Below are 22,287 nucleotides of genomic sequence, written 5' to 3' on the forward strand. Positions count from 1 at the left end.
TTACAACAGGCCGCCGCCGTCGATGTCGATCACGCTGCCGGTCACGAAGCCGTTCTCCATCGCCAGCAGGTAACCCGCCGCGACGTCGGCCGCCTGGCCGACCCTGCCGACAGGCAGGCTGCCGCCAACCCGTTCGAACAGCGCCTGACGCTGCGCGGCGCTCATGCCGTCGTAGGCTTCGGTGGCGGTGATGCCGGGGCTGACTACGTTCACCCGCCGCGGCGCCAGCTCCTTCGCCAGCTGCTTGCCGGCCGCTTCCAGCGCGGCGTTGATGGCGGTTTTGACCAGCTGACCGCCGAGGTATTTACGCGACAGCTGGCCGGAGGTCAGGGTGATGGAGCCCTGCGGCGCCAGCGTCGGTAGCGCCGCCTGCACCGCGCGCAAACTGCCCCAGAATTTGACGTTGAAGTCGGCCTGCGCCCGTTCCAGGGTGGTCTCCGCCAGCGGCTTCGCCTCCACCAGCGGCCCGGCGGTGATCACCAAATGGTCGAAAGCGCCGACGGCGGCAAACAGCGCGCGCAGCGACACTTCATCGGTCACGTCGGCCTGCATCAGGCGCAGCGCGTCGTTCTTCTCCCTGGCGTGGGGCAGGCGGCGCGAAGCCAGCACCACTTCAGCGCCGCGCGCCGCCGCCGCGTAGGCCACCGCGGCGCCAATGCCACTGGTGCCGCCCAGGATAACCAGTTTTTGTCGTTTCAGGGGGGAGTCGGGAATCGTCATGTTAAGGCCTCTTTTAGGGTAAGTTTCAACGGGATCTATCTTTCCTGATTGAAAATGACCTAACAATTGGCCTTGCTGACAAACACTTATTAATATCTTTTAAAGATCACGCAGCGCTAAAGCGGGCATTTAACTTCTGATCCACGATAATTTCGAAATCGGTAAACAGCGCTCGGGGCTTTACCGAGCGCCCCTGTTTTTCCAGTGCCACCAGGCCGTGCCCGCTCAGCGTTTTCAGCGTGGTTGACAGGTTGCTGACCTGCCGACCGGACAGTTCGGCCAGCTGGCTGATGGTCTCGGGGCGGGCGGTGTCGATAAGACGCAGCAGGGCGATATTCTCGTTGCTGAGCACCTGGGCCAGCGCGATCATCGACGTGAACCAGACTTTGGGTTCACGTTCCTGCGGCTGGTATTCCCCTTTCGCGATCGCCAGTATGCGCTTGCGAATCAGTTCTTCGGGCATCACGCCAATCAGTGCTTTCATCATCAACCTCGGTTTTCTCTCTTGCGTATGACTTCGTCTATCGGGGTAAAAAAATCTTCCACCAACTGATAGGCGGAATGAAACTCGTAGGGTGAGCCTTTGTCCGTCGGGGTGTCATGTTGGTGATCGTAAACGACGCGGCCTGAAAATTTACCTTTGCGAGGGGTTTTAATGGCATGCGCGTTATCTATGCCAAAAACCCGGGTATTGTGGTTATCATGCAAGGTCAAATTGTAACGGATGCCGTGAGGGATAAAGGCCGTTTGGGTCACCGTCCAAGCCTCGATTTTCCACCAATAGCCATCCTCACGATTGACCCGCGTGCCGTGCAGGCTAAGGATGTAGTCCAGTCCATTGTGTTCATCCATTGATCAAAGCTCCATTTATTATGATCTAATCATAACTATTGAGCGTTTTATCGTCAACCCGTTACGCCGTGAAACCGGCTCTCCAAGAAGGGAAACGCATGACCTCATTTGTCGATCTCGAGGTGTTTGTCCGCACGGTGGACGGCGGCAGTTTTTCCGCCGCGGCGCGCGCGCTGGATATAACGCCGGCGGCGGCCAGCATCGCGGTGAAAAGGCTGGAGCAGCAGCTGGGCGCGCGGCTGCTAGTGCGTTCCACCCGCAGCCTGCGGTTGACGGAGGAGGGCGCCCGCTATCTCGACAGCGCGCGCCTGGCGCTGGGCGCGTTGGCTGAAGGGGAGCAGGCGATCCGCGAAAAGCATCAGGGGCTGTCTGGGGTGCTGCAGATTTCAGCGCCGTCGGATTTCGGCCGTAATCTGCTGTTAGGCTGGCTGGACGAGTTCCGGCAAGAGCATCCGCATATTCAGCTGCAGCTCCTGATCAACGATCGGCAGGCCGATCTGTTCCGCGAACCGGTGGACGTGGCGTTGCGTTTCGGGGCGCTGGCCGACTCTTCGCTGGTGGCGCTGCCTATTTTGCCGCAGCACCGGCGGCTGATTTGTGCCAGCCCGGATTATCTGCGGCGGCATGGCGTGCCGCAAACGCCGGCCGATCTGGCCCGGCACAGCATTCTGGTGTATCAGCCCAGCGGCAAACGGCAGGTGGAATGGCGGCTATGGCGCGGTGAGGAGCTGGTCGAAGTGCCGCTGAACGGCAGCTATTTTACCGATGACGGCGAGATCGCGCGGCGCTGGGCGCTGGCCGGCCACGGGGTGGTGCGCAAGTCGGCGATCGACGTGGCGGCGGATATTCGCGCCGGGCGGCTGGTGCAACTGCTGCCGGAATGGCGCAGCGACGCGGTGCCGATCAATCTGGTCTGCCCGCATCGCTCGCAGGTGTCGGAACGCGTCAGGCAGCTGCAGCGCTTTTTACAGCAGCGCTGCCAGCGTTGGATGGACGATCACTTGGCCTGAAGGGTTTCGGTTTGCGCCGGCGTGGCGGCGGCATCCCCGGCAGGCGCGCTTTCTTCGTGCGGGGTAGTAGAACGTGTGTAGATGTTCAGCCCGGCGAGAAATACGCCGCCCAAAGAACCGAAGGCGCACAGGGCGATGACGATGACGAACGCTTTTTTCAGCATAGGAATAATTTCGCAGGTTGCTTGGAACAGCGGGAATTATAGCCCCTTCACCGGGTGAAACAAGAATCGTTTTTAACGGCGGCCCACAGACCGCCTTTTGCGATCGCTACCGTTCGCTGTCGATGGCCTGCACGCGGGCCGGGCGGGCGAACAGGTATTTCCCCAGCGTCACCAGCACCACCGCCGCCACGATGATCGCCAGCGCCAGCCACTCGCGCGGCGCCAGCGATTCGCCGGCAAAGCCGATGCCGAGCAGCACCGCCACCACCGGGTTGACGTAGGCGTAGCTGGTGGCGACCGCCGGGCGCACGTTCTTCAACAAAAACATATAGGCGCTGATCGCCAGCATCGAACCGAAGACGATCAGGTACCCCAGCGCCAGAAAGCCGCTGGTGCTCGGCATCTGAGTCAGGTGTTCGCCGCTCAGCCGGCTGGCGACCAATAACACCGCGCCGGCGACCAGCATCTCCGCCGCGCCGGCCATCGGCCCGGCCGGCAGCGAGATGCGCGATCCCAATACCGAGCCGAAGGCCCAGCTGGCCGACGCCAGCAAAATGAGCAGCGCGCCGGTCGGGTTGCCCACCAGGTTGTTGCCGGTGTTGAGCAGCACGATGCCCACCAGCCCGAGCGCGATGCCGGCCCATTCCAGTTTGGTGTTGCGCATGCCCCACAGCAGGCTGAAGCAGAGGGTGAACAGCGGCACCGTCGCCACCATCACCGCGGCGATGCCGGACGGTACGTGTTGGTGCTCCGCTACCGTCACCAGGCCGTTGCCCACCGCCAGCAGCAGAATGCCGATGACGCCGGCGGCCAGCCACTGCTTCGGCGTCGGCAGCGCGTGGCCGCGCCAGGCCAGGAAGCTGAACAGCACGATGCCGGCGGTCAGAAAGCGAATGCCGGCCATCATCAGCGGCGGCCACTGCGCGACGCCGAGGCGAATGACGAAATAGGTGGAACCCCAAACGATATATAACGTGAACAACGCCCCGATCAACGGCAGGACGCGACGGCTTGGTTGGCTAAGCATAGGATTGTATTTTGCAGGGATGATTATTATTAGAACGCTCAGTAAACCCGATCGGGCAACCGATAAGCAATGGCCTGCGGCATTATTTTTCCCGGCCGCTGCCCGCCGTTCAGCTGTCCCGTCGTTTCCACTGCAGCCAGCTGACGGCCGGCAGATAAATCGACCAGCCGACCGCCAGCAGCAGCAGCATGAACTCCGGCGGCACGCCGGGCAGCAAGGCGTCTAGCTTCCAGGATACGGCGTAGGCGAAGGGGCCGACGGCGGCGCCCAGCACCGCCAGCGGCCAGGGGGCCGCTCTGACCACGTCCAGCAGCCAATACCACCAGCAGCCGAAACCGATCCAAAGCGCGATGGCCCAGAGCGGCAGGCCGTGTTGCCCGCTGTAGTGCAGCACGCCGCTGTAGCTCCAAAGCCCATCCATGCCGATGCCGCCCAAGGCGGCCAGGGCCGCGCCTTTACGGCGGGCGGCGGGGGTAAAAATCAGCGCCAGCGCCGCGCCGGCCAGCAGTATGCCGTTGAGCCGATCGCGAGTCAGCAGCGCCAGCAGCCAGCAGACGCCCAGTCCCAGCGTCGCCAGCCAGAATCCGGCATGCGGCTTCTTCATCGTTCAACTCCCGTGGGGTTACTCTGCCGCTAGCGCGCCAGGCGCCGGCGGATTTCTCAGGGCGGGCGCGAGGCCCGCTGTTTGCCTGAATGTTCGTTAATTCAACCTTAGAAGGGAAGGTGCGGGGTGCACAAGCAGAATAATCTGTACCGGTTGAAAACGTGGGCAAAAACCGGTGTTACAGGAGCGAAATGCGGTAGGCGCAGCGCCGCGAGCCGGCCAGAATGTGTTCGGCGCGCTCTACCTGCGCCTGCAGCACTTCGGTGAAGATACTCAACTCCGCCCGGCAGAAGCCCTGGCAGACGGTGGCGGCGGCGCAGATCGGGCAGTGATTTTCCACCAGCAGATAGGTACCGTCCTCTTCCTGGCGCCATTCGGCCATATAGCCTTCGCGGCAACGGATCTCGGTCAGGCGCGCCACGCGCTCCTGCAGATCGGCGGCGCCGATCATCGCCTGCTTGTAGTTGATGCGGTTTTCCTGCTCGCGGGTCTCGATCAGCACATCGAGCGCCTGTTCGCCCAGCTTGTCGCGCACGGTGCGCAGCAGCTGCACCGTCAGATCCGCATGGGTGTCGGGAAAGCGCGCGTTGCCGGCGGAGGTCAAATGCCACAGCTGCACCGGGCGGCCCACGCCGCGCGTTTCCGCCACCGCTTCGACCAGTCCCTCTTTCGCCAGCTTGACGAACTGCTGGCGGGCCGCCTCACCGGTGGTGCCGAGCACCTTTCCTGCGTCAGAAGCTTGCTGCGGGCCGCGGGTTTTCAATAGCGTCAGCAAGCGGTCACTGACCGATTGTGCGGTGCTGCCGCTATTTTCCAAGTTTATTCTTGACATATTTCTCCGCCTCGCCCTAACTTATTCCAAGATATCTCTTGTTAAATTTAACGCAATCTCATGACCAACTCAATGCCATTCCTCTGAAAACAGGACGACAACCGTGATAACCCATGACGATAGCCGCTGGAGCGACCTTTTCTCCGGCAAAAATGCGGCCAGTGCGATCGCGCTTTCGCTCGGCGTAGCGCTGCATGCCATTAATATTCTGGTCGCCACCACCATTCTGCCCTCGGTGGTGCAGGATATCGGCGGGCTGGATCTCTACGCCTGGAACACCACGCTGTTCGTGGTGGCGTCGATCCTCGGCTCCGCACTGTCTGCCCGCTTGCTCAGCGGCTACGGCGCGCGCAGCGCCTATCTGGTGGCTTCGCTGTTCTTCATCGCCGGGGCGGCGCTGTGCGCGCTGGCGCCGAGCATGCCGGTGATGCTGATCGGCCGCACGGTGCAGGGCTTCGGCGGCGGGCTGATCTTTGCGCTCTCCTACGCGATGATCAACCTGGTGTTCGAGCAGCGATTGTGGCCGCGCGCCATGGCGCTCATCTCGGCGATGTGGGGCATCGCCACCCTGGTGGGGCCGGCGGTGGGCGGCATTTTCGCCGAGCTGCACGCCTGGCGTTGGGCCTTCGGCATTCTGCTGCCGATCATGGCGCTGTACGCCGCGTTTACCTTCCTGATCCTGCCCAAGGGCAAAGCGCAGCAGGCGGCCGCGCCGTTGCCGGCCGCCCAGCTGCTGCTGTTGACCGTGGCGGTGCTGGTGGTGTCCGCCGGCAGCCTGGCGCACAGCGCCTGGATCAACCTGGCGGGCATCGCGCTCTCGCTGCTGCTGATGGCCTGGCTGCTGAAGCGTGAAGCGCACTCGAGAGCCCGTCTGTTACCGCACGGCGCACTGCGGCGCGGATCATCGTTGGCGGCGCTCTACATCACGACCGCGTTGCTGGTGATCGGCATGACCAGCGAGATCTTCGTGCCGTATTTCCTGCAGCTGCTGCACGGCCAGTCGCCGCTGATCTCCGGCTATATCGCCGCTGCCATGGCCGCCGGCTGGACGCTGTCCGAGATCCTCAGCTCCGGCTGGCGCGGGGCGGGTATTCGCCGGGCGATCGTCAGCGGGCCGCTGTTTGTGCTGGTGGGGCTGCTGGCGCTGGCGATCCTGATGCCGGTGCCGTCCGGTGGCCACTGGCAGGCGCTGGCGCCGATCGTCATTGCGCTGTTGCTGGTGGGATTCGGCATCGGTTTCGGCTGGCCGCACCTGCTGACGCGCATTTTGCAGGTGGCGCCTGAGGCGGACAAAGACATCGCCGGCGCTTCCATTACCACGGTGCAGCTGTTCGCCACCGCGTTCGGGGCGGCGCTGGCCGGGATGACGGCCAATCTGGCGGGGCTGAACGATCCGGGCGGGGCGGTGGGCGCGGCGTCGGCGGCGCGTTGGCTGTTCCTGGCGTTCGCGCTGGCGCCGCTGCTGGCGATATTCAGCGCCTGGCGCTGCGCGGCGATCGCGCCGCCGGGGGCCGAGACGGGCAATTTTGTACAAAACCCGCCCTCGCGCGAATGCTAGAATGCCTCTCATTCAGCGGAGGTAGGCAAGATGAAGGTGGAAGGCGCAGCGCGCAAAGCATCCCGGGAACAGGCCCATTTCATGCACGTCGACGATCTCGGCGGGCTGGAAGTGCTGCAGGCCACCTACCGCCGCCAAACCTTCTCGCGCCACAGCCATGAAGGCTTCTGCGTGGGCGTCATCGACGACGGCGCCCAGCGCTTCTACCGCACCGGCGGCGAACACGTGGCGCCGCTGGGCAGCATCATTCTGGTCAACGCCGACGACATCCACACCGGCAGTTCCGCCACCGAAGAGGGATGGTCGTATCAGGCGATGTACCCGACGCCGGAGCTGCTGGCCTTTTTGTCGCGCGATCTGAAAACCGGCGCCGGCGCGACGCCTTATTTCCCCAACCCGGTGGTGCATGACGTCGGCCTGGCCGGCCAGCTGCGGATGGCGTTCAGCCTGCTGCGCAGCGATGAGAACCGGCTGATGAAAGAGACCATGGTGTTCTCGGCGCTGACCTGGCTGATGCTGCGGCACGGCAAAAGCCGTATCGACCCTGCGCCGCAGAGCCGGGCGCAAAGTCAGGTGGCGCGGGTGAAAGCCTTTCTCGACGATTTCCCCGAGGCGGACATTTCGCTGCTGGAGCTGGCGGAGCGGGTGGCGCTCAGCCCTTATTACCTGCTGCGGCAGTTTCAACAGACCACCGGTCTGCCGCCGCACGCCTATCAAATTCAGGCGCGGCTGCGTAAAGCGCGCGGCATGCTGAAGGCCGGCAGCAGCGTGCTGGACAGCGCGCTGAGCTGCGGTTTTCACGATCAAAGCCATTTCCACCGCCATTTTCGCAAGTCGATGGGCATCACGCCGGGCGACTACGTCAAATCGCTGAAATAGTCGGGCAATCGGGTGCAATACCCGTGTGCGCCTGCGCCGTAAGCTGGCTTCTTCAACCGAAGGAGAAGCCCATGACTGATTCAATCCCCCTCATCACGCCGCCGTCTGCCCGCCTGCGCCCCGCGCTGCAGGGTGGGGTGGCGATCTTGCCGCTGTGCCTGGCGGTGGTACCGTGGGGCGTACTGGCGGGCTCGATGGCCCTGCAAAGCGGCCTGACGCCGGCGCAGGGGCTGGGCATGTCGGCTATCGTGTTCGCCGGGGCGGCGCAGCTGGTGGCGATGGGCATGATCAAGGGCGGCGCCGGGCTGCTGGCGATCCTGCTGTCGACCTTTTTCGTCACCGCCCAGCATTTTCTCTATGCGCTGCGGCTGCGGGAGCGCATTGCGCCGCTGCCGTTACGCTGGCGGCTGGCCCTGGGATTCTTGCTCACCGATGAACTGTTTGCGCTGACCGGCGAACAGGCGCCGGCGCGTTTCGACCGCTGGTATGCGCTGGGCGCCGGGCTGACCTTTTACCTGTGCTGGTTTCTCTCCACGCTGCTCGGCATCGTAGCCGCCGGCAGCGCCGGGGATCTGGACGGTTATGGGCTGGATTTTTCCATCGCCGCCACCTTTATCGCCATCGTGGTGCCGCTGGTGCGCAGCCTGCCGGTGTTGGCCTGCGTGCTGACCGCGCTGCTGCTTTCCATTGTGTTGCACTATTTCCAGACGCCGGGCGCACTGGTGATCGCCACCGTGGCGGCGATGCTGGTCGGGCTGCTGTGCAGCGGGGGGCGCCGATGATCTGGCTGACGATAGTCTTGATGGGGCTGGTGGTGTTCTTCAACCGCTACTGCTTTTTGGCGCCGGGATTGCCACTGCGGTTATCGCCGCGCGTCAAAACCCTGCTGAGCTTTTCCGTGCCGGCGGTGCTGACGGCCATTTGCGGGCCGATTATCGCCTTCAGCGGCGACCAGCTGCGCGCCGCGCCGGATAACCCTTACCTGTGGGGGGCGGTGTTTGCGGTGATATTGGCGTTCTTTCTGCGCAACATGCTGGCGGTGGTGTTGCTGAGCCTGCTGATATTTATCGCGCTGCGCGGCATTTTTTAAAATTCGCTTGCCATATCTCTAATTTGAGATTATTTCTCTTATGTGGGATTTTTCGGCGGAGTGTGAGCGATGGATAACGGTTTGGAGACGGCTGACCTGAGGTTGGCGCAGCGGTTGGCGGATTTGCGCCAGCAGCAGGGGTGGTCGCTGGAGGCGCTGGCGCAACGCACCGGCCTTAGCCGGGCGACGCTCTCGCGGGTGGAGCGCACCGAAACCAGCCCGACGGCGTCGCTGCTGAACCGGCTGTGCGCCGCCTACGGGTTGACCATGTCGCGCCTGCTGAGCGAAATCGAAGACGAACCGCCGGAGCTGCTGCGGCCGCCGCAACAGCCGGTATGGGTCGATCGCGCCAGCGGTTTTCACCGTCGCTCCGTTTCCCCGCCTGCCGCGCTGTATAAGGCCGAATTTATCGAAGCCCGGCTCGATGCCGGCGCGCAGATCGATTACGACCTGCCGTCGATTCCGGCGCTGGAGCATCACCTCTGGCTGCTGTCCGGGCAGCTGGAGCTGACGCTGGAAGGGCGTGTTTTCCAGCTGTCGCCCGGCGATTGTCTGCGCTACCGCCTGTTCGGCGCTTCCCGTTTCCATGTCCCCGGCGATGAGCCGGCCCATTACACGCTCGTTATCTGCAGGCCATAGCCATGATTGAATTACAACAGTGGGACGCCGACGCGGCGCACAACGCCCTGGCCGACCTGGCCGAAATGCTGCACGCCAGCGTGGCGCACGGCGCCAGCATCGGTTTTGTCATGCCTTTTACGCTGGAACAGGCGCGGGCGTTTTGGCAGGGGCTGCTGCCGGCCCTGGCGCGGGGCGAGCGCGCGATGCTGGTGGCGCTCGCGAACGGGCGGCCGGTCGGCACCGTGCAGCTGCTGTTGGCGATGCCGGACAATGGCCGCCACCGGGCGGAAGTGGTCAAGCTGATGGTGCACCCGCAGGCGCGGCGGCAGGGCGTCGCGCGGCTGTTGATGCAGGAAGTGCAGGCGCTGGCGGCGCGTCATCGCCGCAGCCTGTTGGTGCTGGATACCCTGAGCGGCAGCGCGGCGCAGGGGTTGTACTGCCAATTGGGGTTCGAAGCGGCAGGTGACATCCCACAATACGCCCGCGCCAGCGACGGCGGGGCGTTGGAAGCCACCTGCTATATGTACAAACTGCTGTGAGGCTTAGCGCCCGCGCCAGGCTTTGATCGCCTGCTGGCGCACCTGCAGCTTCTGCTGCGGCGTCAGCTTGTTGTAATCGCGGGCCAGCCCGCTTTCCCAATCGCCGTACATCGGGTTGGGCAGCACGATGTATTCGGTGCCGAACTTGCCCTGGTTCTCGCTGACGAATGCCCGGCGCTGCGCATTGTCCTTGTGGTAAGTCGCGGCGCCGAAGTCGTTCAGGTTATCGCCCGCGTACACCACGATGTCATAGCCGGCTTGTTTGATGGCGTCGAAGCGCGCCTGCTTATTGGAGGTGTCGGTGCTGAGCAGCACGGTCTTTTCCGACATGCCGGTGAAACCGAGCTTCTGCATGTTGGCCACCGTGGCGGCGTACTCGCTCTGCTTGCGGTTCGATACGTAGAACATCGTCCCCTGATGGGTATTAACGTAACGGGCAAACGACACCGCGCCCGGCACCGCGCCGGCCTGTTCGGCCTGCGTCCATTGGGCCCAGGTGGCGCCGTCGTACGGCTGGCCCTGCTGCGCCTGCCAGCCGGAGTAGGCGCTGTTGTCCAGCATGGTTTCATCCAGATCGACCACCACCGCCTTTTTACGGCCCGGCGCGGCCTTGGCCTGATCGAAGGCGCGCTGCGCGCTGTTGAACGCCTGATGCGCCAACGCCTGGTATTCGCCGGACTGTTGGAACCAGTTCACCGCCAGCACCGACTGATCCGCCAGCCGTTGCTGGGCCTGGGCGTCGGTGTGCGGCGGCTGCGCGCAACCGGCCAACGTCAGCAGCGCGACGCCGACCGCCGCGCCGAGGGTGAGTTTCCTTGCCTGTTTTCCTGCCATCGTTATCTCTCTCGGTTTTATTCTTGTGGGTTGTCCAGCAGCATATCCATCTCGAACTGGCGCAGGGGATCCTGCCGCCAGCCAAGATGCGTAAAGAAGGGGGCCGCCACCTCGGGCACAAAGACGTTGGCGGTCAGCGGCAAAGGGGCGAACCGCGCTTGCAGGGCGGCCAGCAAGGCGCGCGCATGCCCCTGGCCGCGGTGCTGCGGCGGCACGTAGATCAGGCGCAGCCAGCAGTGCTCGGCGCCGGGCATCACCACGGCGTAGGCTTGACGATTGAGCGTATAGGCCTGCGGTTTGCCCGGCAGCTTGAACAGCGATTCGGGGGCGATCAGCCAGGGCAGGTCGGTGGCGCCTTCCGCCGTCAGGCGATGGCTGACGGTCAGCGGATCGACTGCCTGCAGCGCCGCCGTGCCTGGCGGCGCTTCCGCCGGCGCCTGATGGCCGGTCAGGGTGCGCACGATGCGCAGCCCGGCGCGATGATACAGCGCCAGCGCGGCTTCGTTGCCTTCGATCACTTCCAGCGACAGCCGTCGGTCGCCGCGCTGGCGGGCATCCGCCACCAGCCGCTGCATCAGCGCCTTGCCCAGCCCCTGGCCGCGCATCTCCGGGCGCACGGAAAAGGCCGCAATCCGGCTGTGCCGGCCGCGGCGGGCGATCAGCGCCACCGCCACCGGTTCATGGCGGTGGGTGACGATCAGGCTGTCGTTCAGGCTGAGATCCTCAGCGCCGAAGCGGGCGGCGAAGGTCGGTCCGTCGAGCACGAAGCGCACGATGTAGTTTTCAAAACAGTGGTTGAGGATGTTTGCCAGTTCGTTGCTGCTGTAGCGCAGGGCGTTGTGGTAGTCGAAGCGTCCGTCGTTATGCATGGCTGATTCCGCTCGGGGGGAAAGCTATACATGTAGACCCGTTTGTTTTGCAAGGCAAGCGGGGGCATTCGTTGGCGGGAAAATAAAAACAAAAAAGCCGGACGCAGCCGCCCGGCGAAATAAAACTCTGGGTATCAAGTGACGCTAAAGTTTGCAGTGGTGGTTATTCATTCATCACATCAGAACTGGTAGGTCAGGGCGACGGCAATCACGTTGTCGTCTTTCAGACCCAGCTTGTTATTGCTGTCGAGCTGGTTGATTTTATAGTCGACATAGGTCGACATGTTCTTGTTGAAATAGTAGTACGCGCCGACATCGATATATTTCACCAGGTCGGCATCGCCGATGCCTTCAATATCTTTGCCTTTCTGCTGAACGTAACCCAGCGATGGGCGCAGACCGAAATCGAACTGATATTGCGCAACCAATTCCAGGCCTTCCGCTTTATTGGCGAAGCCGCTGACGGAGGTGGAACGGTTATTGATGGTGGCGGTGCCGGAAATAGGCGCGATGTTGCGGCTTTCCGAGTAGGTGGCAGCCAGGTAGACATCGTTGTTGTCGTATTTCAGACCGGCGGCCCAGATATCGGCCTTGTCGCCTTTGCCGAAGGTGCCCGCTTTCTGGCTGGCGGTACGGTTGGAAGAGGCATAGGCGGCGCCCACGCTCAGGCCGTCGATAATTTCATAGCTGGAGGAAAGGCCCCAACCGTCGCCGTTCGCCTTGCTGGCGGAGCGGCCGTCGTTTTCGTTCTTGCCCTGGTACTGCACGGCGAATTTCAGGCCGTCAACCAGACCGAAGAAGTTGTTATTACGGTAGGTGGCAACGCCGTTGGTGCGGCCGTTCATGAAGTTGTCGGTCTTGACGTAAGCATCGTCGCCGAATTCAGGCAGCATATCCGTCCAGGCGCCGACGTCGTAAATAATGCCGTAGTTGCGACCGTAATCGAAAGAGCCGAAGTCTTTATATTTCAGACCGGCGAAGCCCAGACGCGTTTTAGTGTCTTTAGTGCCGTCGGATTCAGAATGGTTGGCGGCGATCTGATATTCCCACTGGCCGTAACCGGTCAGCATGTCATTAATCTGAGTCGCGCCTTTAAAGCCGATACGGACGTAGGTTTTATCACCGTCGTTGCCGGCATCATCGGAGAAATAATGCAGGGCTTTCACACGACCGTAAAAATCGAGTTTGTTGCCGTCTTTATTGTAGATTTCTGCTGCCTGTGCCGCTTGCGCAAGTAAAAGTGCCGGAATAATAACGGCCAGAAGATTACGTTTCATGAGTTACCCTGCTTTATTCGATTGAAAGACGCTTATCATCAGTTGCATTGCTGTTTTACTGTGCCGCCTGATTGTTTGCGGCGGAGAATTTTTACCGTAGTAATGTGATCTATTTATGACAAAAAATTCATTTTCATGTCGAACGATTAAAAAAGTCGCGCAAAGGGTGAATTTTTTCTTCAGCCGATGGTCGGCGGCTGGTCTACAGTTACCGATACCTTGTTCCGCTGCGGGAGGAATCATGCACGATACTTATACTTTGTTCGGTACGCAGGGCTGCGGCTCGACGATCGTGGCCGCCGCGTTGGCGTTGACCGCTTTCCCCTGGGGCTATGAGGAAGTGGACTACACGCAGGACGGCCCGGAGCGCGATCGCCTGCTGGCGCTGAACCCGTTGGGTCAGGTGCCCACCTTGGTGTTGCCCAATGACGAAGTGATGACGGAGAGTGCGGCGATTATTCTGCTGCTGCACGATCGCGCACCGCATGCCGAGCTGGCGCCGCCCGGCGGTTCGCCGCTGTTGCCGCGTTTTCTGCGCTGGCTGCTGTTCATCAACGCGGAGATTTACCCCACCTTCACCTATGCCGACCATCCGCAGCGCTGGCAGCCGCAGGCGGCGGGGGCGGAACAGCTGAAAAACGCGGTAATGGCTTATCGCGAGCGTTTATTGCAGCAGCTGAACGCCGCCGCCGGCGCAGCGGGCCCGTGGTTTCTCGGCAAGAGCTTCAGCGCGTTGGATCTGTACGTGGCGGTGATGTGCCACTGGCGGCCGGGCCGCGCGTGGTTCCGGCAACACTGTCCGCGGCTGTACGCCATCGCTGAGCGGGTGGAACAGCGGCCGGAGCTGAATGCGCTGCTGAGCGCGCAGTTCGACGGCGTTGCCCCGCTGGAATCCTGAATCCTCCCCGCCGCCCGGCGGGGAACCCTCCCGTTTTTCTGAACCGAGACTGCCGAAAATCCCGATTTTCACTCGCTGCGGCGGCGGGTAGCGTAAGGCTATCCGCAACTGACAGGAGAGTGTGATGCCATCAGAATCCCAGGCCGGCCAACAGGCGTTCGGCGATATTGCCCCCAAGCTGGCGCAGCTCAGCGACCGAGTGTTGTTTGACGATATTTGGCAGCGGCCGGCGCTGAGCCCGCGCGAGCGCAGCCTGATTACCGTCGCCGCGCTGGTGGCGCTCAACCGCGTGGAACAGCTGCCGTTTCACCTGCAGCTGGCGCAGCGCAACGGCGTGACGCGTCAGCAGCTGGCCGAGCTCATCACCCATCTGGCGTTCTACGCCGGCTGGCCCGCGGCGGCGTCGGCCGTGGCGCGCCTGCGCGAGCTGGAACAGGAGGCCAATCATGCCGTTTAGCCGTATCGCCCTGCTTCAGGGCAAGTCCGCCGACTATCTGCAAACCCTGTCCGACAGCCTGCATCAGGCGCTGGTGGAGGCCTTTGAGGTGCCGCCGACGGATAAATTTCAGGTGATCGATCAATACCGCCCCGGTGAGCTTATCTACGATCGCGACTATCTCGGCGGGCCGCGCAGCGCGGATTTCGTGCTGTTTTATATCACCGCCGGGCGGCCGCGCGACACCGACACCAAGCGGCGTTTCTACGGGCGGCTGGCGGCGCTGCTGGCGGAAAACCTGCGGCTGCGCCCCGAGGATGTGATGGTGGTGATCACCACCACCCAGTTGGACGAGTGGTCGTTCAGCGCCGGGCGCGCCTCGATGATCGATCCGCAGACGTAACTCGGGCTGACGCCGCGGGCGGTCTGTGGGACAATAGCGCCATCATTTCGTTTAGATAAGAGTTGAATGGCGCTCTCCTCCGCAGTTAAAGATCAGATTGGCCAGTGGTACAAAGCCCTGCAGCAGCAAATACCGGATTTTATTTCCCGCGCGCCCCAGCGCCAGATGATCGCCGAGGTGGCGAAGACGCTGGCCGGTGACTACCCGCGCCATCTGGCGATCGAGGCGCCGACCGGCGTCGGTAAAACGCTGTCTTACCTGATCCCGGGCATCGCCGTCGGGCGGGCGGAGAGCAAACCGCTGGTGGTCAGCACCGCCAACGTGGCGCTGCAGGATCAGATCTACAGCAAGGATTTGCCGCTGCTGAAGAAGATTATCCCCGATCTGAAATTTACCGGCGCCTTTGGCCGCGGGCGCTACGTGTGCCCGCGCAACCTGGCGGCGATGAGCACCGACGTCAGCCAACAGGGCGATCTGACGCTGTTCCTCGACGACGAGCTGGCGCCGTCCAGTGGCGAAGAGCAGGCGCTGTGCCAGAAGCTGACCAAGGCACTGGCCCGCTTCGAGTGGGACGGGCTGCGCGATCACTATCAACAGAGCATCGACGATCCGCTGTGGGCCAAGCTGAGCACCGACAAGGCCAACTGCCTGGGGCGCAACTGCCACTATATTCGCGAATGTCCGTTCTATATCGCCCGCAAAGAGATCGAGAGCGCCGACGTGGTGGTGGCCAACCACGCCCTGGTGATGGCGGCGCTGGAGACGGAATCGGTGCTGCCGAACCCGAAAGAGCTGCTGCTGGTGCTGGACGAAGGCCACCATTTGCCGGAGGTGGCGCGCGATGCGCTGGAGATCGACGGGGAAATCACCGCGCTGTCGACCAACTTGCAGTTGGACATGATCGTGCGCCAGGTCGAGCAGTGCATGACCCAATACCGGCCGAAGAATCCGCCGGGGCTGGCCAACAGCGAGCGGCTGAAGAACCATTGTGAGGAGCTGCGCGAGCTGGTGCAGATCTTCGAGCATCAGGTCAGCGCTTACCTGCCCGGCGACAGCGTGGCGGCCGAGCACCGTTTCGAGATGGGCGAGCTGCCGGTGGAGATGGTGGAGAGCTGCGCGCGGCTGTTCAAACTGACCGATGCGCTGCGCGGGCTGGCGGAGTTCGTGCTTAACGATCTCACCGAGCAGACCGGCAAGCATGACATCGTGCGCCTGCACCGGTCGATCATTCAGATGAGCCGCACGCTGGGCTATCTGGAAGCGATGAGCAAGCTGTGGCGGCTGGCGGCACTCGACAAATCGTCCAACGCGCCGATCTCCAAATGGGTCACGCGCGAGCTGCGCGATAACGTTACCCATCTCTACCTGCACTGCGTCGGCATCCGCGTCAGCGACCAGCTGGAGAAGCTGCTGTGGCGCAAGGTGCCGCACGTGGTGGTGACCTCGGCCACGCTGCGTTCGCTGAACAGCTTCGCGCGTTTGCAGGAGATGAGCGGGTTGAGCGAGAAGGCCGGCGATCGCTTCGAAACGCTCTCTTCGCCGTTCAATCATGTCGAACAGGGCAAGCTTGTCATTCCGCAAATGCGCTACGAACCGGCGCTCGCCAACGAGGCGGAGCACCTTGAGGAGATGGCGCGATGTTTCCGCGCCGAGCAAGCGAGCGGCAAACACAAAGGCATGCTGATCCTGTTCAGCAGCCACCGGGCGATGCAGACTTTCCTCAGCTACGTGACCGATCTGCGGCTGATGCTGCTGGTGCAGGGCGACCAGCCGCGCTACCGGCTGGTGGAAGAGCACCGCAAGCGGGTGGAGAAGGGCGTCGCCAGCGTGCTGGTGGGGCTGCAATCGTTCGCCGAAGGGTTGGATCTGAAAGGCGAGCTGCTGACCCAGGTACACATTCACAAAATTGCGTTCCCGCCGATCGACAGCCCGGTGATCATTACCGAAGGCGAGTGGCTGAAATCGCTGAAGCGCTATCCGTTCGAAGTGCAGAGCCTGCCGAGCGCCTCGTTCAACCTGATCCAGCAGGTCGGCCGCCTGATCCGCAGCAACCAATGCTACGGCGAGATCGTGATCTACGATCGTCGGCTGTTGACCAAAAACTACGGTTCGCGGCTGTTGGCGTCGCTGCCGGTGTTCCCGATCGAACAGCGCGCGGTGCCGGAGGCCGACAAGGCGCATCTGGCGGCGCTGAAATCCGCCGCCGACGCGGCCAAAAAAGAGAAGAAGCGCGGCAACCCGTTTGCCCGCAAGCGGCGGCGTTAATCAGAGCAGCGGCGGCAGGCGGCGTTTGACCGGCGTGGTTTTCACGATCGAGGTGTTGCTCTGCGCATGCTCGGCCAGCCGATCGAGGGTGTGGTCGAGCTGTTCCATCGAGTGCGCCACCAGCCGCACGATAAAGCAGTCTTCGCCGGTCACCTTATCGCACTCGACCACTTCCGGGATCGCCTGAATCAGCTGTTCAACCTTCTTCAGCATGCCCGGCAGCGGCTTGATACGCACCAGTGACTCGAAGGCGTAGCCCACCGCCTGCAGATTGACGTTCAGGGTATAGCCCTGGATCACGCCGCTTTCCTCCAGCCGCCGCAGCCTTTCCGACGTGCTCGGCGATGACAGCCCCACCTGCGCGCTCAGCGTCTTCAACGACGCGCGTGCGTCCTGCGCCAAAAGAGTCAGGATCTGGCGATCGATATCATCCATAACGCCTCCGTTAGGTATTTTCTTTATTATAGCTACGAGAAAAAGGCAGTTAAGCATATCTGCCTTTTTTATGCTATGGAAAGCCGCCCCGCGAAGCCGCAAGCTATGCCTCTGGGCAAGTTTGGAGGAACGCAGAATGAATGCAGAGATAAAACGCGGCTCGCTGGAGATGACGGCGGCGATGCTGATTTCCGGCTCCATCGGCTGGTTTGTGCTGATGTCCGGCCAGCCGGTTATCAACGTGGTGTTTTGGCGCTGCGCGGTGGGGGCGCTGGTGCTGCTGGCGGTGTGCGGCGCGCTGGGGCAGCTGCGGCGCGATGCGCTGACGCGCGCCACGCTGCTGCTGGCGATCGCCGGCGGCGTCGCGCTGGTGATCAACTGGCTGCTGCTGTTTGCCGCCTATTCCTATGCGTCTATCTCCATCGCCACGGCGGTGTACAACACCCAGCCGTTTATGCTGGTGGGGCTGGGGGCGCTGTTTCTGGGGGAGCGGCTGACCGCCCGCAAGCTGCTGTGGCTGGGGCTGGCGTTCGGCGGCATGATGCTGGTGGTGCTGGCGCAGCCGCGGCAGGCAGGGGAACAGAGTCATTATTTGGCGGGCATTGCGCTGGCGCTCGGGGCGGCGTTTTTCTACGCCCTGATGGCGCTGGCGGCCAAGCGGCTGAAGGGCACGCCGCCGCATCTTATTGCGCTGATCCAGGTGGCGGTGGGGGCGGTGATGCTGTTGCCGCTGGTGGATTTCCACGTTTCGGCCAGCGTTGGGCAGTGGGGAATGCTGGCGACGCTCGGCGTGCTGCACACCGGCCTGATGTATGTGTTGATGTACGGCGCCCTGCAGAAGCTGCCGACCAACCTGATCGGCTCACTGTCGTTCATCTACCCGGTCGCCGCCATGCTGGTGGATCGCCTGGCGTTTGGCCACCGCCTGTCGGCGTGGCAGCTGCTGGGCGCGGCGATCATTCTGCTGGCGGCGGCGGGCATGAACCTGCTGGGCGAGCGGCGAGCGCGGCTGCTGCCGGCCTCGGACGGCCGGCGCGCCGGCTGATGCTCAGTTCGTTTTTTTCAACCGGCGCCATAAGGTGGTGCGGCTGATCCCGAGCAACCGGGCGGCGGCGGCGTGGTCGCCCCCGCACCGCGCCAGCGCTTCGTGGGCGGAGAGGGGCGCTACCGGCGTCTCGGGCGGCGTGCCCGTCGCCAGCTCCGGCAGCAGCCAGCGCAGCGTCTCGCCGCTCGGCGCGGCGCCGGTGCTCAGCATCAGCGCCACCCGCTCCATCATGTTGCGCAGTTCGCGCAGGTTGCCGGGCCAGGCGTAATGATTCAGCGCGGCGTAACAGCCTGCCATGGCGGCGCGCAGCGGCTCCGTCAGCGGTACGTCGAGCACCGCCAGTGACCGTTTCAGAAAGTGTTCCGCCAGCATCGCGATATCGTCGCCGCGCGCCCGCAGCGGCGGCAGCTGCAGCCGCAGGGCGCTCAGGCGGTAGAACAGATCGGCGCGAAAGTCGCCCCGTTGAATCGCCTGCTCCAGGTGGTTGTGGGTGGCGCTGATGACGCGAAAGTCGACCGCCACCGGCTGCTGCCCGCCGACCCGGGTGACGGCCTTCTCTTCCAGCGCACGCAGCAGCCGGGTTTGCAGGTGCAGCGGCATTTCGCCGATCTCATCCAGAAACAGGGTGCCACCATTGGCGGTTTCCAGCAGCCCGCGTCGGCCGCCGCGCCGTGAGCCGGTAAAGGCGCCTTCCTCATAGCCGAACAGCTCCGCCTCCAGCAGCGATTCGGCGATGGCGCCGCAGTTGATGGCGACGAACGGCGGCGTCGCGCCCCTGGCCGGTGCGCCGCGCCGGGAAAAGTATTCCCGGTGGATCGCCTGCGCCGCCAGCTCCTTGCCGGTGCCGGTTTCTCCTTCAATTAATACCGCCGCCGGCGAGCGGGCGTACAGCATGATGGTGCGCCGCATCTGCTCCATCTGCGGGGACTTGCCCTGCAAATCGCCCAGCCCGTAGCGCGGTTGCAGGGTATTGCGCGCGGCGTAATCGCCGCCGCGTTTGCCGCCGCCCCGCATCAGGCGCGTCACGTCCAGCGCATCGCTGAAGGCGGCGCGCAGGGTGGCGGCGGAATAGAGAAAAATGGCGGTGAGCCCGGCCTCTTCCGCCAGATCGCTGATGAGGCCGGCGCCGACCACGGCCTGAATGCCGGCGGCTTTCAGCTCGGCGATCTGGCCGCGCGCATCCTCTTCGGTGACGTAGCTGCGCTGCTCCAGCGGCAGATCGAAGGTCTGCTGGAACTCCAGCAGCGCGGGCAGAGGGGTCTTATAGGTGATGACGCCGATCCGATCGGCGGTTCTGCGCGCCTTGCTCAGCGCCTGCAGCAGATCGAAACCGCCGGGCTTGACCAGGATGACCGGCACCGACAGGCGGCTTTTCAGGTAGGCGCCGTTGGAGCCGGCGGCGATGATGGCGTCGCAAGGCTCGGTCGCCAGGCGGGCGCGGATGTGCTGCACCGCCTCCTCAAAGCCGAGGCGGATCGGGATGATGGTTGCCAGATGGTCGAACTCGAGGCTGATGTCCCGGAACAGATCGAACAGGCGGGTGATGGAGACGGTCCAGATCACCGGTTTGTCCGGCATGACGTGATCGCGCATGGTGGGTTACCGAATGGAAGTGGCTGCATTAGGTGTAGCCCGGTTTCAGTGATGTTTCAAATTTACTGTGTGAAACAACGATTGAAACGTTAACTGAAACGTTTTTTACCCCTTTGCCAGGTCAATGGCGCTGAATATGTTGTAACTCATTTATTTTTATCGCGTTTAATTTTTTCCCTCACCGAAGTACAACCTGGCCCGCCCCTTGCTCTGTCTGTTTCATCTGGCTAATCGGAGAAAACGTCATGACGCTGCGCTCACCCGGGCTCGCCTTTCGTCAGGCCCTGAGTAAAGAAAAACCCCTGCAAATCGCCGGCGCGATCAACGCCAACCATGCGTTGCTGGCCCAGCGGGCCGGATTCCAGGCCATCTACCTTTCCGGCGGCGGCGTGGCGGCCGGTTCGCTGGGATTGCCGGATCTGGGCATTTCGACCCTGGACGATGTGCTGACCGACATTCGCCGCATCACCGACGTTTGCCCGCTGCCGCTGCTGGTGGATGTGGACAGCGGTTTCGGCGCTTCGGCGTTCAACGTCGCCCGCACGGTGCGATCGGTGAGCAAGGCCGGGGCGGCGGCGCTGCATATCGAAGATCAGGTCGGCGCCAAGCGCTGCGGCCATCGCCCCAATAAGGCCATCGTCTCCACCGAAGAGATGGTGGATCGCATCAAGGCGGCGGTGGATGCGCGCAGCGATCCGGACTTCGTGATCATGGCGCGCACCGACGCGCTGGCAGTGGAGGGGCTGGAGGCGGCCATCGAGCGCGCTCAGGCTTACGTGGCGGCCGGGGCCGACATGCTGTTCCCGGAAGCGATCACCGAACTGGGCATGTACCGCCGCTTCGCCGAAGCGACGCAGGTGCCGATCCTGGCCAATATCACCGAGTTCGGCGCGACGCCGCTGTTTACCACCGACGAACTGCGCAGCGCCCAGGTGGATATGGCGCTGTATCCGCTGTCGGCCTTCCGGGCGATGAACCGCGCGGCGGAGCGGGTATACCGCGCCCTGCGCGAGGAGGGCACGCAGAAAAGCGTCATCGACACCATGCAGACCCGCAACGAGCTGTACGAAAGCATCAACTACTATTTGTTCGAAGAGAAACTCGACGCTCTGTTCGCTCGCCAGCGCGACGAATAAGCGCCATTCACGCAGAAGCCAAACGAGGACAGTATGAGCCAAGCGATCCCCCCGCAAAGCCCGACTGGCGATAAGCCGAAAAAATCCGTGGCGTTATCCGGCGTGCCCGCCGGGAATACCGCGCTGTGCTCCGTAGGGCGCAGCGGCAACGATCTGCACTATCGCGGTTACGACATCCTCGACCTCGCGCGCCACTGCGAGTTTGAAGAGGTTGCCCACCTGCTGATCCACGGCAAATTGCCCAACCGCGATGAGCTGCAGGCCTACAAACACCGTCTCAAAGCGCTGCGCGGCCTGCCCGCCAGCGTGCGCACGGTGCTTGAGGCATTGCCTGCGGCGTCTCACCCGATGGACGTGATGCGCACCGGCGTCTCGGCCCTAGGCTGCACGCTGCCGGAAAAAGAGCAGCACGGCGCGGCCGGCGCGCGCGACATTGCCGACCGGCTGCTGGCCTCGCTGGGATCGATGCTGCTGTATTGGTATCACTACAGCCACAACGGCGAGCGCATTCAGCCGGAGACCGACGACGATTCCATCGGCGGCCACTTCCTGCACCTGCTGCACGGCGAAGCGCCTTCCGCCAGCTGGGAACAGGCGATGCACGCTTCCTTGATCCTGTACGCCGAGCATGAATTCAACGCCTCGACCTTCGCCGGCCGGGTGATCGCCGGCACCGGATCCGACGTCTATTCGGCGATCGTCGGCGCCATTGGCGCGCTGCGCGGGCCGAAGCACGGCGGCGCCAACGAGGTGTCGCTGGAGATCCAGCAACGCTATGAAACGCCGGACGAAGCGGAAGCCGACATTCGCCGCCGCATCGACAACAAAGAGGTGGTGATCGGCTTCGGGCACCCGGTGTACACCGTTTCCGATCCGCGCCATCAGGTGATCAAAGAGATCGCGCTGCGCCTGTCGCAGGAAGCGGGGGCGATGAAGCTGTATGACATCGCCGATCGGTTGGAAAGCGTGATGCGCGACACCAAAAAGATGTTCCCCAACCTCGACTGGTTCTCGGCGGTGTCTTATCACCAGCTGGGGGTGCCCACCGAAATGTTCACGCCGCTGTTTGTCATGGCGCGGGTGAGCGGTTGGTCGGCGCACATCATCGAGCAACGGCAGGACAACAAAATCATTCGCCCGTCCGCCAACTATACCGGGCCGGAAGCGCGGGCGTTCGTACCGCTGGATCAGCGCTGAGCG

At 63.2% G+C, this 22,287-nt stretch carries 26 protein-coding genes; 14 read left to right on the forward strand and 12 right to left on the reverse strand.

Annotation, left to right across the window (positions count from 1 at the left end; translation table 11 throughout):
• The 3 genes from ACJ8QI_RS03105 to ACJ8QI_RS03115 form a co-directional block, all read right to left on the reverse strand.
• Nucleotides 1-720 (reverse strand): SDR family oxidoreductase, encoded by a 720-nt coding sequence (locus ACJ8QI_RS03105; protein WP_442532055.1) that lies wholly within the window; start codon nt 718-720, stop codon nt 1-3.
• A 106-nt stretch (nt 721-826) separates the two neighbouring features.
• Nucleotides 827-1,207: an HVO_A0114 family putative DNA-binding protein gene (locus ACJ8QI_RS03110; protein ID WP_078062023.1), complete on the reverse strand. Its 381-nt coding sequence runs from the start codon at nt 1,205-1,207 to the stop codon at nt 827-829.
• Nucleotides 1,207-1,572: a hypothetical protein gene (locus ACJ8QI_RS03115; RefSeq protein WP_442532056.1), complete on the reverse strand. Its 366-nt coding sequence runs from the start codon at nt 1,570-1,572 to the stop codon at nt 1,207-1,209. Before ACJ8QI_RS03115 ends, ACJ8QI_RS03110 begins: the two co-directional genes overlap by 1 nt.
• 98 nt (nt 1,573-1,670) lie before the next feature.
• Between ACJ8QI_RS03115 and ACJ8QI_RS03120 the strand changes: the two genes are divergently transcribed.
• The gene (locus ACJ8QI_RS03120; protein ID WP_060421184.1) at nt 1,671-2,582 is read left to right on the forward strand and encodes a LysR family transcriptional regulator; all 912 of its coding nucleotides are present in this window, start codon (nt 1,671-1,673) and stop codon (nt 2,580-2,582) included.
• Here the strand turns inward: ACJ8QI_RS03120 and ACJ8QI_RS03125 are convergent.
• The 4 genes from ACJ8QI_RS03125 to ACJ8QI_RS03140 form a co-directional block, all read right to left on the reverse strand.
• Nucleotides 2,570-2,746 carry a hypothetical protein gene (locus tag ACJ8QI_RS03125; RefSeq protein WP_016928550.1) on the reverse strand — a complete coding sequence of 59 codons (177 nt, stop codon included), beginning with the start codon at nt 2,744-2,746 and terminating at the stop codon, nt 2,570-2,572. The two genes, ACJ8QI_RS03120 and ACJ8QI_RS03125, sit on opposite strands and share 13 nt — an antisense overlap.
• A 106-nt stretch (nt 2,747-2,852) precedes the next feature.
• Complete coding sequence (gene yedA / locus ACJ8QI_RS03130) at nt 2,853-3,773, reverse strand: drug/metabolite exporter YedA (protein ID WP_442532057.1); 921 nt, start codon at nt 3,771-3,773, stop codon at nt 2,853-2,855.
• A gap of 109 nt (nt 3,774-3,882) precedes the next feature.
• Complete coding sequence (locus ACJ8QI_RS03135) at nt 3,883-4,377, reverse strand: DUF2878 domain-containing protein (protein WP_049200960.1); 495 nt, start codon at nt 4,375-4,377, stop codon at nt 3,883-3,885.
• Nucleotides 4,378-4,555: 178 nt separating this feature from the next.
• The gene (locus ACJ8QI_RS03140; RefSeq protein ID WP_060421189.1) at nt 4,556-5,209 is read right to left on the reverse strand and encodes a helix-turn-helix transcriptional regulator; all 654 of its coding nucleotides are present in this window, start codon (nt 5,207-5,209) and stop codon (nt 4,556-4,558) included.
• Between the two features lie 103 nt (nt 5,210-5,312).
• Between ACJ8QI_RS03140 and ACJ8QI_RS03145 the strand changes: the two genes are divergently transcribed.
• The 6 genes from ACJ8QI_RS03145 to ACJ8QI_RS03170 all read left to right on the forward strand — a co-directional run bounded on the left by ACJ8QI_RS03145 (nt 5,313) and on the right by ACJ8QI_RS03170 (nt 9,896).
• Entirely contained in the window at nt 5,313-6,767 is a 1,455-nt protein-coding gene (locus ACJ8QI_RS03145; RefSeq protein ID WP_442532058.1) for an MFS transporter, read from the forward strand.
• A gap of 30 nt (nt 6,768-6,797) precedes the next feature.
• Nucleotides 6,798-7,646: an AraC family ligand binding domain-containing protein gene (locus ACJ8QI_RS03150; RefSeq protein ID WP_442532059.1), complete on the forward strand. Its 849-nt coding sequence runs from the start codon at nt 6,798-6,800 to the stop codon at nt 7,644-7,646.
• 71 nt (nt 7,647-7,717) lie between these two features.
• Nucleotides 7,718-8,428 carry an AzlC family ABC transporter permease gene (locus ACJ8QI_RS03155; protein ID WP_087762164.1) on the forward strand — a complete coding sequence of 237 codons (711 nt, stop codon included), beginning with the start codon at nt 7,718-7,720 and terminating at the stop codon, nt 8,426-8,428.
• Nucleotides 8,425-8,736, forward strand: coding sequence for an AzlD domain-containing protein (locus tag ACJ8QI_RS03160; RefSeq protein WP_049200952.1), 312 nt, complete (start codon nt 8,425-8,427; stop codon nt 8,734-8,736). The genes ACJ8QI_RS03155 and ACJ8QI_RS03160 overlap by 4 nt, the downstream gene beginning before the upstream one ends.
• Before the next feature lie 69 nt (nt 8,737-8,805).
• A complete protein-coding gene (locus tag ACJ8QI_RS03165; protein ID WP_442532060.1) occupies nt 8,806-9,375 on the forward strand; it encodes a helix-turn-helix domain-containing protein in 570 nt (189 codons plus the stop codon).
• Nucleotides 9,376-9,377: 2 nt separating this feature from the next.
• Complete coding sequence (locus ACJ8QI_RS03170) at nt 9,378-9,896, forward strand: GNAT family N-acetyltransferase (protein WP_141958472.1); 519 nt, start codon at nt 9,378-9,380, stop codon at nt 9,894-9,896.
• A 3-nt stretch (nt 9,897-9,899) separates the two neighbouring features.
• Here the strand turns inward: ACJ8QI_RS03170 and ACJ8QI_RS03175 are convergent, their stop codons facing one another.
• From ACJ8QI_RS03175 to ompC, 3 genes are all read right to left on the reverse strand, one after another.
• The gene (locus tag ACJ8QI_RS03175; RefSeq protein WP_084826592.1) at nt 9,900-10,730 is read right to left on the reverse strand and encodes a 5'-nucleotidase, lipoprotein e(P4) family; all 831 of its coding nucleotides are present in this window, start codon (nt 10,728-10,730) and stop codon (nt 9,900-9,902) included.
• 17 nt (nt 10,731-10,747) lie between these two features.
• Nucleotides 10,748-11,599 (reverse strand): GNAT family N-acetyltransferase, encoded by an 852-nt coding sequence (locus ACJ8QI_RS03180; RefSeq protein WP_442532061.1) that lies wholly within the window; start codon nt 11,597-11,599, stop codon nt 10,748-10,750.
• 179 nt (nt 11,600-11,778) lie between these two features.
• On the reverse strand, nt 11,779-12,876 hold the full coding sequence (gene ompC / locus ACJ8QI_RS03185; RefSeq protein ID WP_141970078.1) for a porin OmpC: 1,098 nt from the start codon (nt 12,874-12,876) through the stop codon (nt 11,779-11,781).
• 241 nt (nt 12,877-13,117) lie between these two features.
• On the opposite strand from ompC, the gene ACJ8QI_RS03190 reads away from it, so the two are divergent.
• The 4 genes from ACJ8QI_RS03190 to dinG all read left to right on the forward strand — a co-directional run bounded on the left by ACJ8QI_RS03190 (nt 13,118) and on the right by dinG (nt 16,878).
• On the forward strand, nt 13,118-13,774 hold the full coding sequence (locus tag ACJ8QI_RS03190; RefSeq protein WP_038880560.1) for a glutathione S-transferase family protein: 657 nt from the start codon (nt 13,118-13,120) through the stop codon (nt 13,772-13,774).
• A 124-nt stretch (nt 13,775-13,898) separates the two neighbouring features.
• On the forward strand, nt 13,899-14,231 hold the full coding sequence (locus tag ACJ8QI_RS03195) for a carboxymuconolactone decarboxylase family protein (RefSeq protein WP_049200944.1): 333 nt from the start codon (nt 13,899-13,901) through the stop codon (nt 14,229-14,231).
• Nucleotides 14,221-14,613 carry a tautomerase family protein gene (locus tag ACJ8QI_RS03200; RefSeq protein WP_084826590.1) on the forward strand — a complete coding sequence of 131 codons (393 nt, stop codon included), beginning with the start codon at nt 14,221-14,223 and terminating at the stop codon, nt 14,611-14,613. Before ACJ8QI_RS03195 ends, ACJ8QI_RS03200 begins: the two co-directional genes overlap by 11 nt.
• 66 nt (nt 14,614-14,679) lie before the next feature.
• Nucleotides 14,680-16,878 (forward strand): ATP-dependent DNA helicase DinG, encoded by a 2,199-nt coding sequence (dinG, locus tag ACJ8QI_RS03205; protein ID WP_442532062.1) that lies wholly within the window; start codon nt 14,680-14,682, stop codon nt 16,876-16,878.
• Here the strand turns inward: dinG and ACJ8QI_RS03210 are convergent, their stop codons facing one another.
• On the reverse strand, nt 16,879-17,313 hold the full coding sequence (locus tag ACJ8QI_RS03210) for an Lrp/AsnC family transcriptional regulator (RefSeq protein WP_038880548.1): 435 nt from the start codon (nt 17,311-17,313) through the stop codon (nt 16,879-16,881).
• Nucleotides 17,314-17,449: 136 nt separating this feature from the next.
• Between ACJ8QI_RS03210 and ACJ8QI_RS03215 the strand changes: the two genes are divergently transcribed.
• Nucleotides 17,450-18,358 (forward strand): DMT family transporter, encoded by a 909-nt coding sequence (locus ACJ8QI_RS03215; protein WP_089185689.1) that lies wholly within the window; start codon nt 17,450-17,452, stop codon nt 18,356-18,358.
• A gap of 3 nt (nt 18,359-18,361) precedes the next feature.
• Here the strand turns inward: ACJ8QI_RS03215 and prpR are convergent, their stop codons facing one another.
• Entirely contained in the window at nt 18,362-19,951 is a 1,590-nt protein-coding gene (prpR, locus tag ACJ8QI_RS03220; protein ID WP_442532063.1) for a propionate catabolism operon regulatory protein PrpR, read from the reverse strand.
• Nucleotides 19,952-20,196: 245 nt separating this feature from the next.
• Between prpR and prpB the strand changes: the two genes are divergently transcribed.
• Nucleotides 20,197-21,087, forward strand: coding sequence for a methylisocitrate lyase (prpB, locus tag ACJ8QI_RS03225; protein WP_049200934.1), 891 nt, complete (start codon nt 20,197-20,199; stop codon nt 21,085-21,087).
• Nucleotides 21,088-21,120: 33 nt separating this feature from the next.
• Complete coding sequence (prpC, locus tag ACJ8QI_RS03230; protein WP_049200932.1) at nt 21,121-22,284, forward strand: bifunctional 2-methylcitrate synthase/citrate synthase; 1,164 nt, start codon at nt 21,121-21,123, stop codon at nt 22,282-22,284.
• Nucleotides 22,285-22,287 lie beyond the last annotated feature (3 nt).

The sequence above is a fragment of the Serratia sp. CY84636 genome (genome assembly GCF_052166245.1).
Taxonomy (GTDB): Bacteria; Pseudomonadota; Gammaproteobacteria; order Enterobacterales; family Enterobacteriaceae; genus Serratia; species Serratia nevei.

What these genes read in the sequence shown, in the direction of transcription:
- ACJ8QI_RS03105 (WP_442532055.1), bottom strand. Translation starts at nt 720, where the DNA reads ATGACGATTCCCGACTCCCCCCTGAAACGACAAAAACTGGTTATCCTG.
- ACJ8QI_RS03110 (WP_078062023.1), bottom strand. Translation starts at nt 1,207, where the DNA reads ATGATGAAAGCACTGATTGGCGTGATGCCCGAAGAACTGATTCGCAAG.
- ACJ8QI_RS03115 (WP_442532056.1), bottom strand. Translation starts at nt 1,572, where the DNA reads ATGGATGAACACAATGGACTGGACTACATCCTTAGCCTGCACGGCACG.
- ACJ8QI_RS03120 (WP_060421184.1), top strand. Translation starts at nt 1,671, where the DNA reads ATGACCTCATTTGTCGATCTCGAGGTGTTTGTCCGCACGGTGGACGGC.
- ACJ8QI_RS03125 (WP_016928550.1), bottom strand. Translation starts at nt 2,746, where the DNA reads ATGCTGAAAAAAGCGTTCGTCATCGTCATCGCCCTGTGCGCCTTCGGT.
- yedA (WP_442532057.1), bottom strand. Translation starts at nt 3,773, where the DNA reads ATGCTTAGCCAACCAAGCCGTCGCGTCCTGCCGTTGATCGGGGCGTTG.
- ACJ8QI_RS03135 (WP_049200960.1), bottom strand. Translation starts at nt 4,377, where the DNA reads ATGAAGAAGCCGCATGCCGGATTCTGGCTGGCGACGCTGGGACTGGGC.
- ACJ8QI_RS03140 (WP_060421189.1), bottom strand. Translation starts at nt 5,209, where the DNA reads ATGTCAAGAATAAACTTGGAAAATAGCGGCAGCACCGCACAATCGGTC.
- ACJ8QI_RS03150 (WP_442532059.1), top strand. Translation starts at nt 6,798, where the DNA reads ATGAAGGTGGAAGGCGCAGCGCGCAAAGCATCCCGGGAACAGGCCCAT.
- ACJ8QI_RS03155 (WP_087762164.1), top strand. Translation starts at nt 7,718, where the DNA reads ATGACTGATTCAATCCCCCTCATCACGCCGCCGTCTGCCCGCCTGCGC.
- ACJ8QI_RS03160 (WP_049200952.1), top strand. Translation starts at nt 8,425, where the DNA reads ATGATCTGGCTGACGATAGTCTTGATGGGGCTGGTGGTGTTCTTCAAC.
- ACJ8QI_RS03165 (WP_442532060.1), top strand. Translation starts at nt 8,806, where the DNA reads ATGGATAACGGTTTGGAGACGGCTGACCTGAGGTTGGCGCAGCGGTTG.
- ACJ8QI_RS03170 (WP_141958472.1), top strand. Translation starts at nt 9,378, where the DNA reads ATGATTGAATTACAACAGTGGGACGCCGACGCGGCGCACAACGCCCTG.
- ACJ8QI_RS03175 (WP_084826592.1), bottom strand. Translation starts at nt 10,730, where the DNA reads ATGGCAGGAAAACAGGCAAGGAAACTCACCCTCGGCGCGGCGGTCGGC.
- ACJ8QI_RS03180 (WP_442532061.1), bottom strand. Translation starts at nt 11,599, where the DNA reads ATGCATAACGACGGACGCTTCGACTACCACAACGCCCTGCGCTACAGC.
- ompC (WP_141970078.1), bottom strand. Translation starts at nt 12,876, where the DNA reads ATGAAACGTAATCTTCTGGCCGTTATTATTCCGGCACTTTTACTTGCG.
- ACJ8QI_RS03190 (WP_038880560.1), top strand. Translation starts at nt 13,118, where the DNA reads ATGCACGATACTTATACTTTGTTCGGTACGCAGGGCTGCGGCTCGACG.
- ACJ8QI_RS03195 (WP_049200944.1), top strand. Translation starts at nt 13,899, where the DNA reads ATGCCATCAGAATCCCAGGCCGGCCAACAGGCGTTCGGCGATATTGCC.
- ACJ8QI_RS03200 (WP_084826590.1), top strand. Translation starts at nt 14,221, where the DNA reads ATGCCGTTTAGCCGTATCGCCCTGCTTCAGGGCAAGTCCGCCGACTAT.
- dinG (WP_442532062.1), top strand. Translation starts at nt 14,680, where the DNA reads ATGGCGCTCTCCTCCGCAGTTAAAGATCAGATTGGCCAGTGGTACAAA.
- ACJ8QI_RS03210 (WP_038880548.1), bottom strand. Translation starts at nt 17,313, where the DNA reads ATGGATGATATCGATCGCCAGATCCTGACTCTTTTGGCGCAGGACGCA.
- ACJ8QI_RS03215 (WP_089185689.1), top strand. Translation starts at nt 17,450, where the DNA reads ATGAATGCAGAGATAAAACGCGGCTCGCTGGAGATGACGGCGGCGATG.
- prpR (WP_442532063.1), bottom strand. Translation starts at nt 19,951, where the DNA reads ATGCGCGATCACGTCATGCCGGACAAACCGGTGATCTGGACCGTCTCC.
- prpB (WP_049200934.1), top strand. Translation starts at nt 20,197, where the DNA reads ATGACGCTGCGCTCACCCGGGCTCGCCTTTCGTCAGGCCCTGAGTAAA.
- prpC (WP_049200932.1), top strand. Translation starts at nt 21,121, where the DNA reads ATGAGCCAAGCGATCCCCCCGCAAAGCCCGACTGGCGATAAGCCGAAA.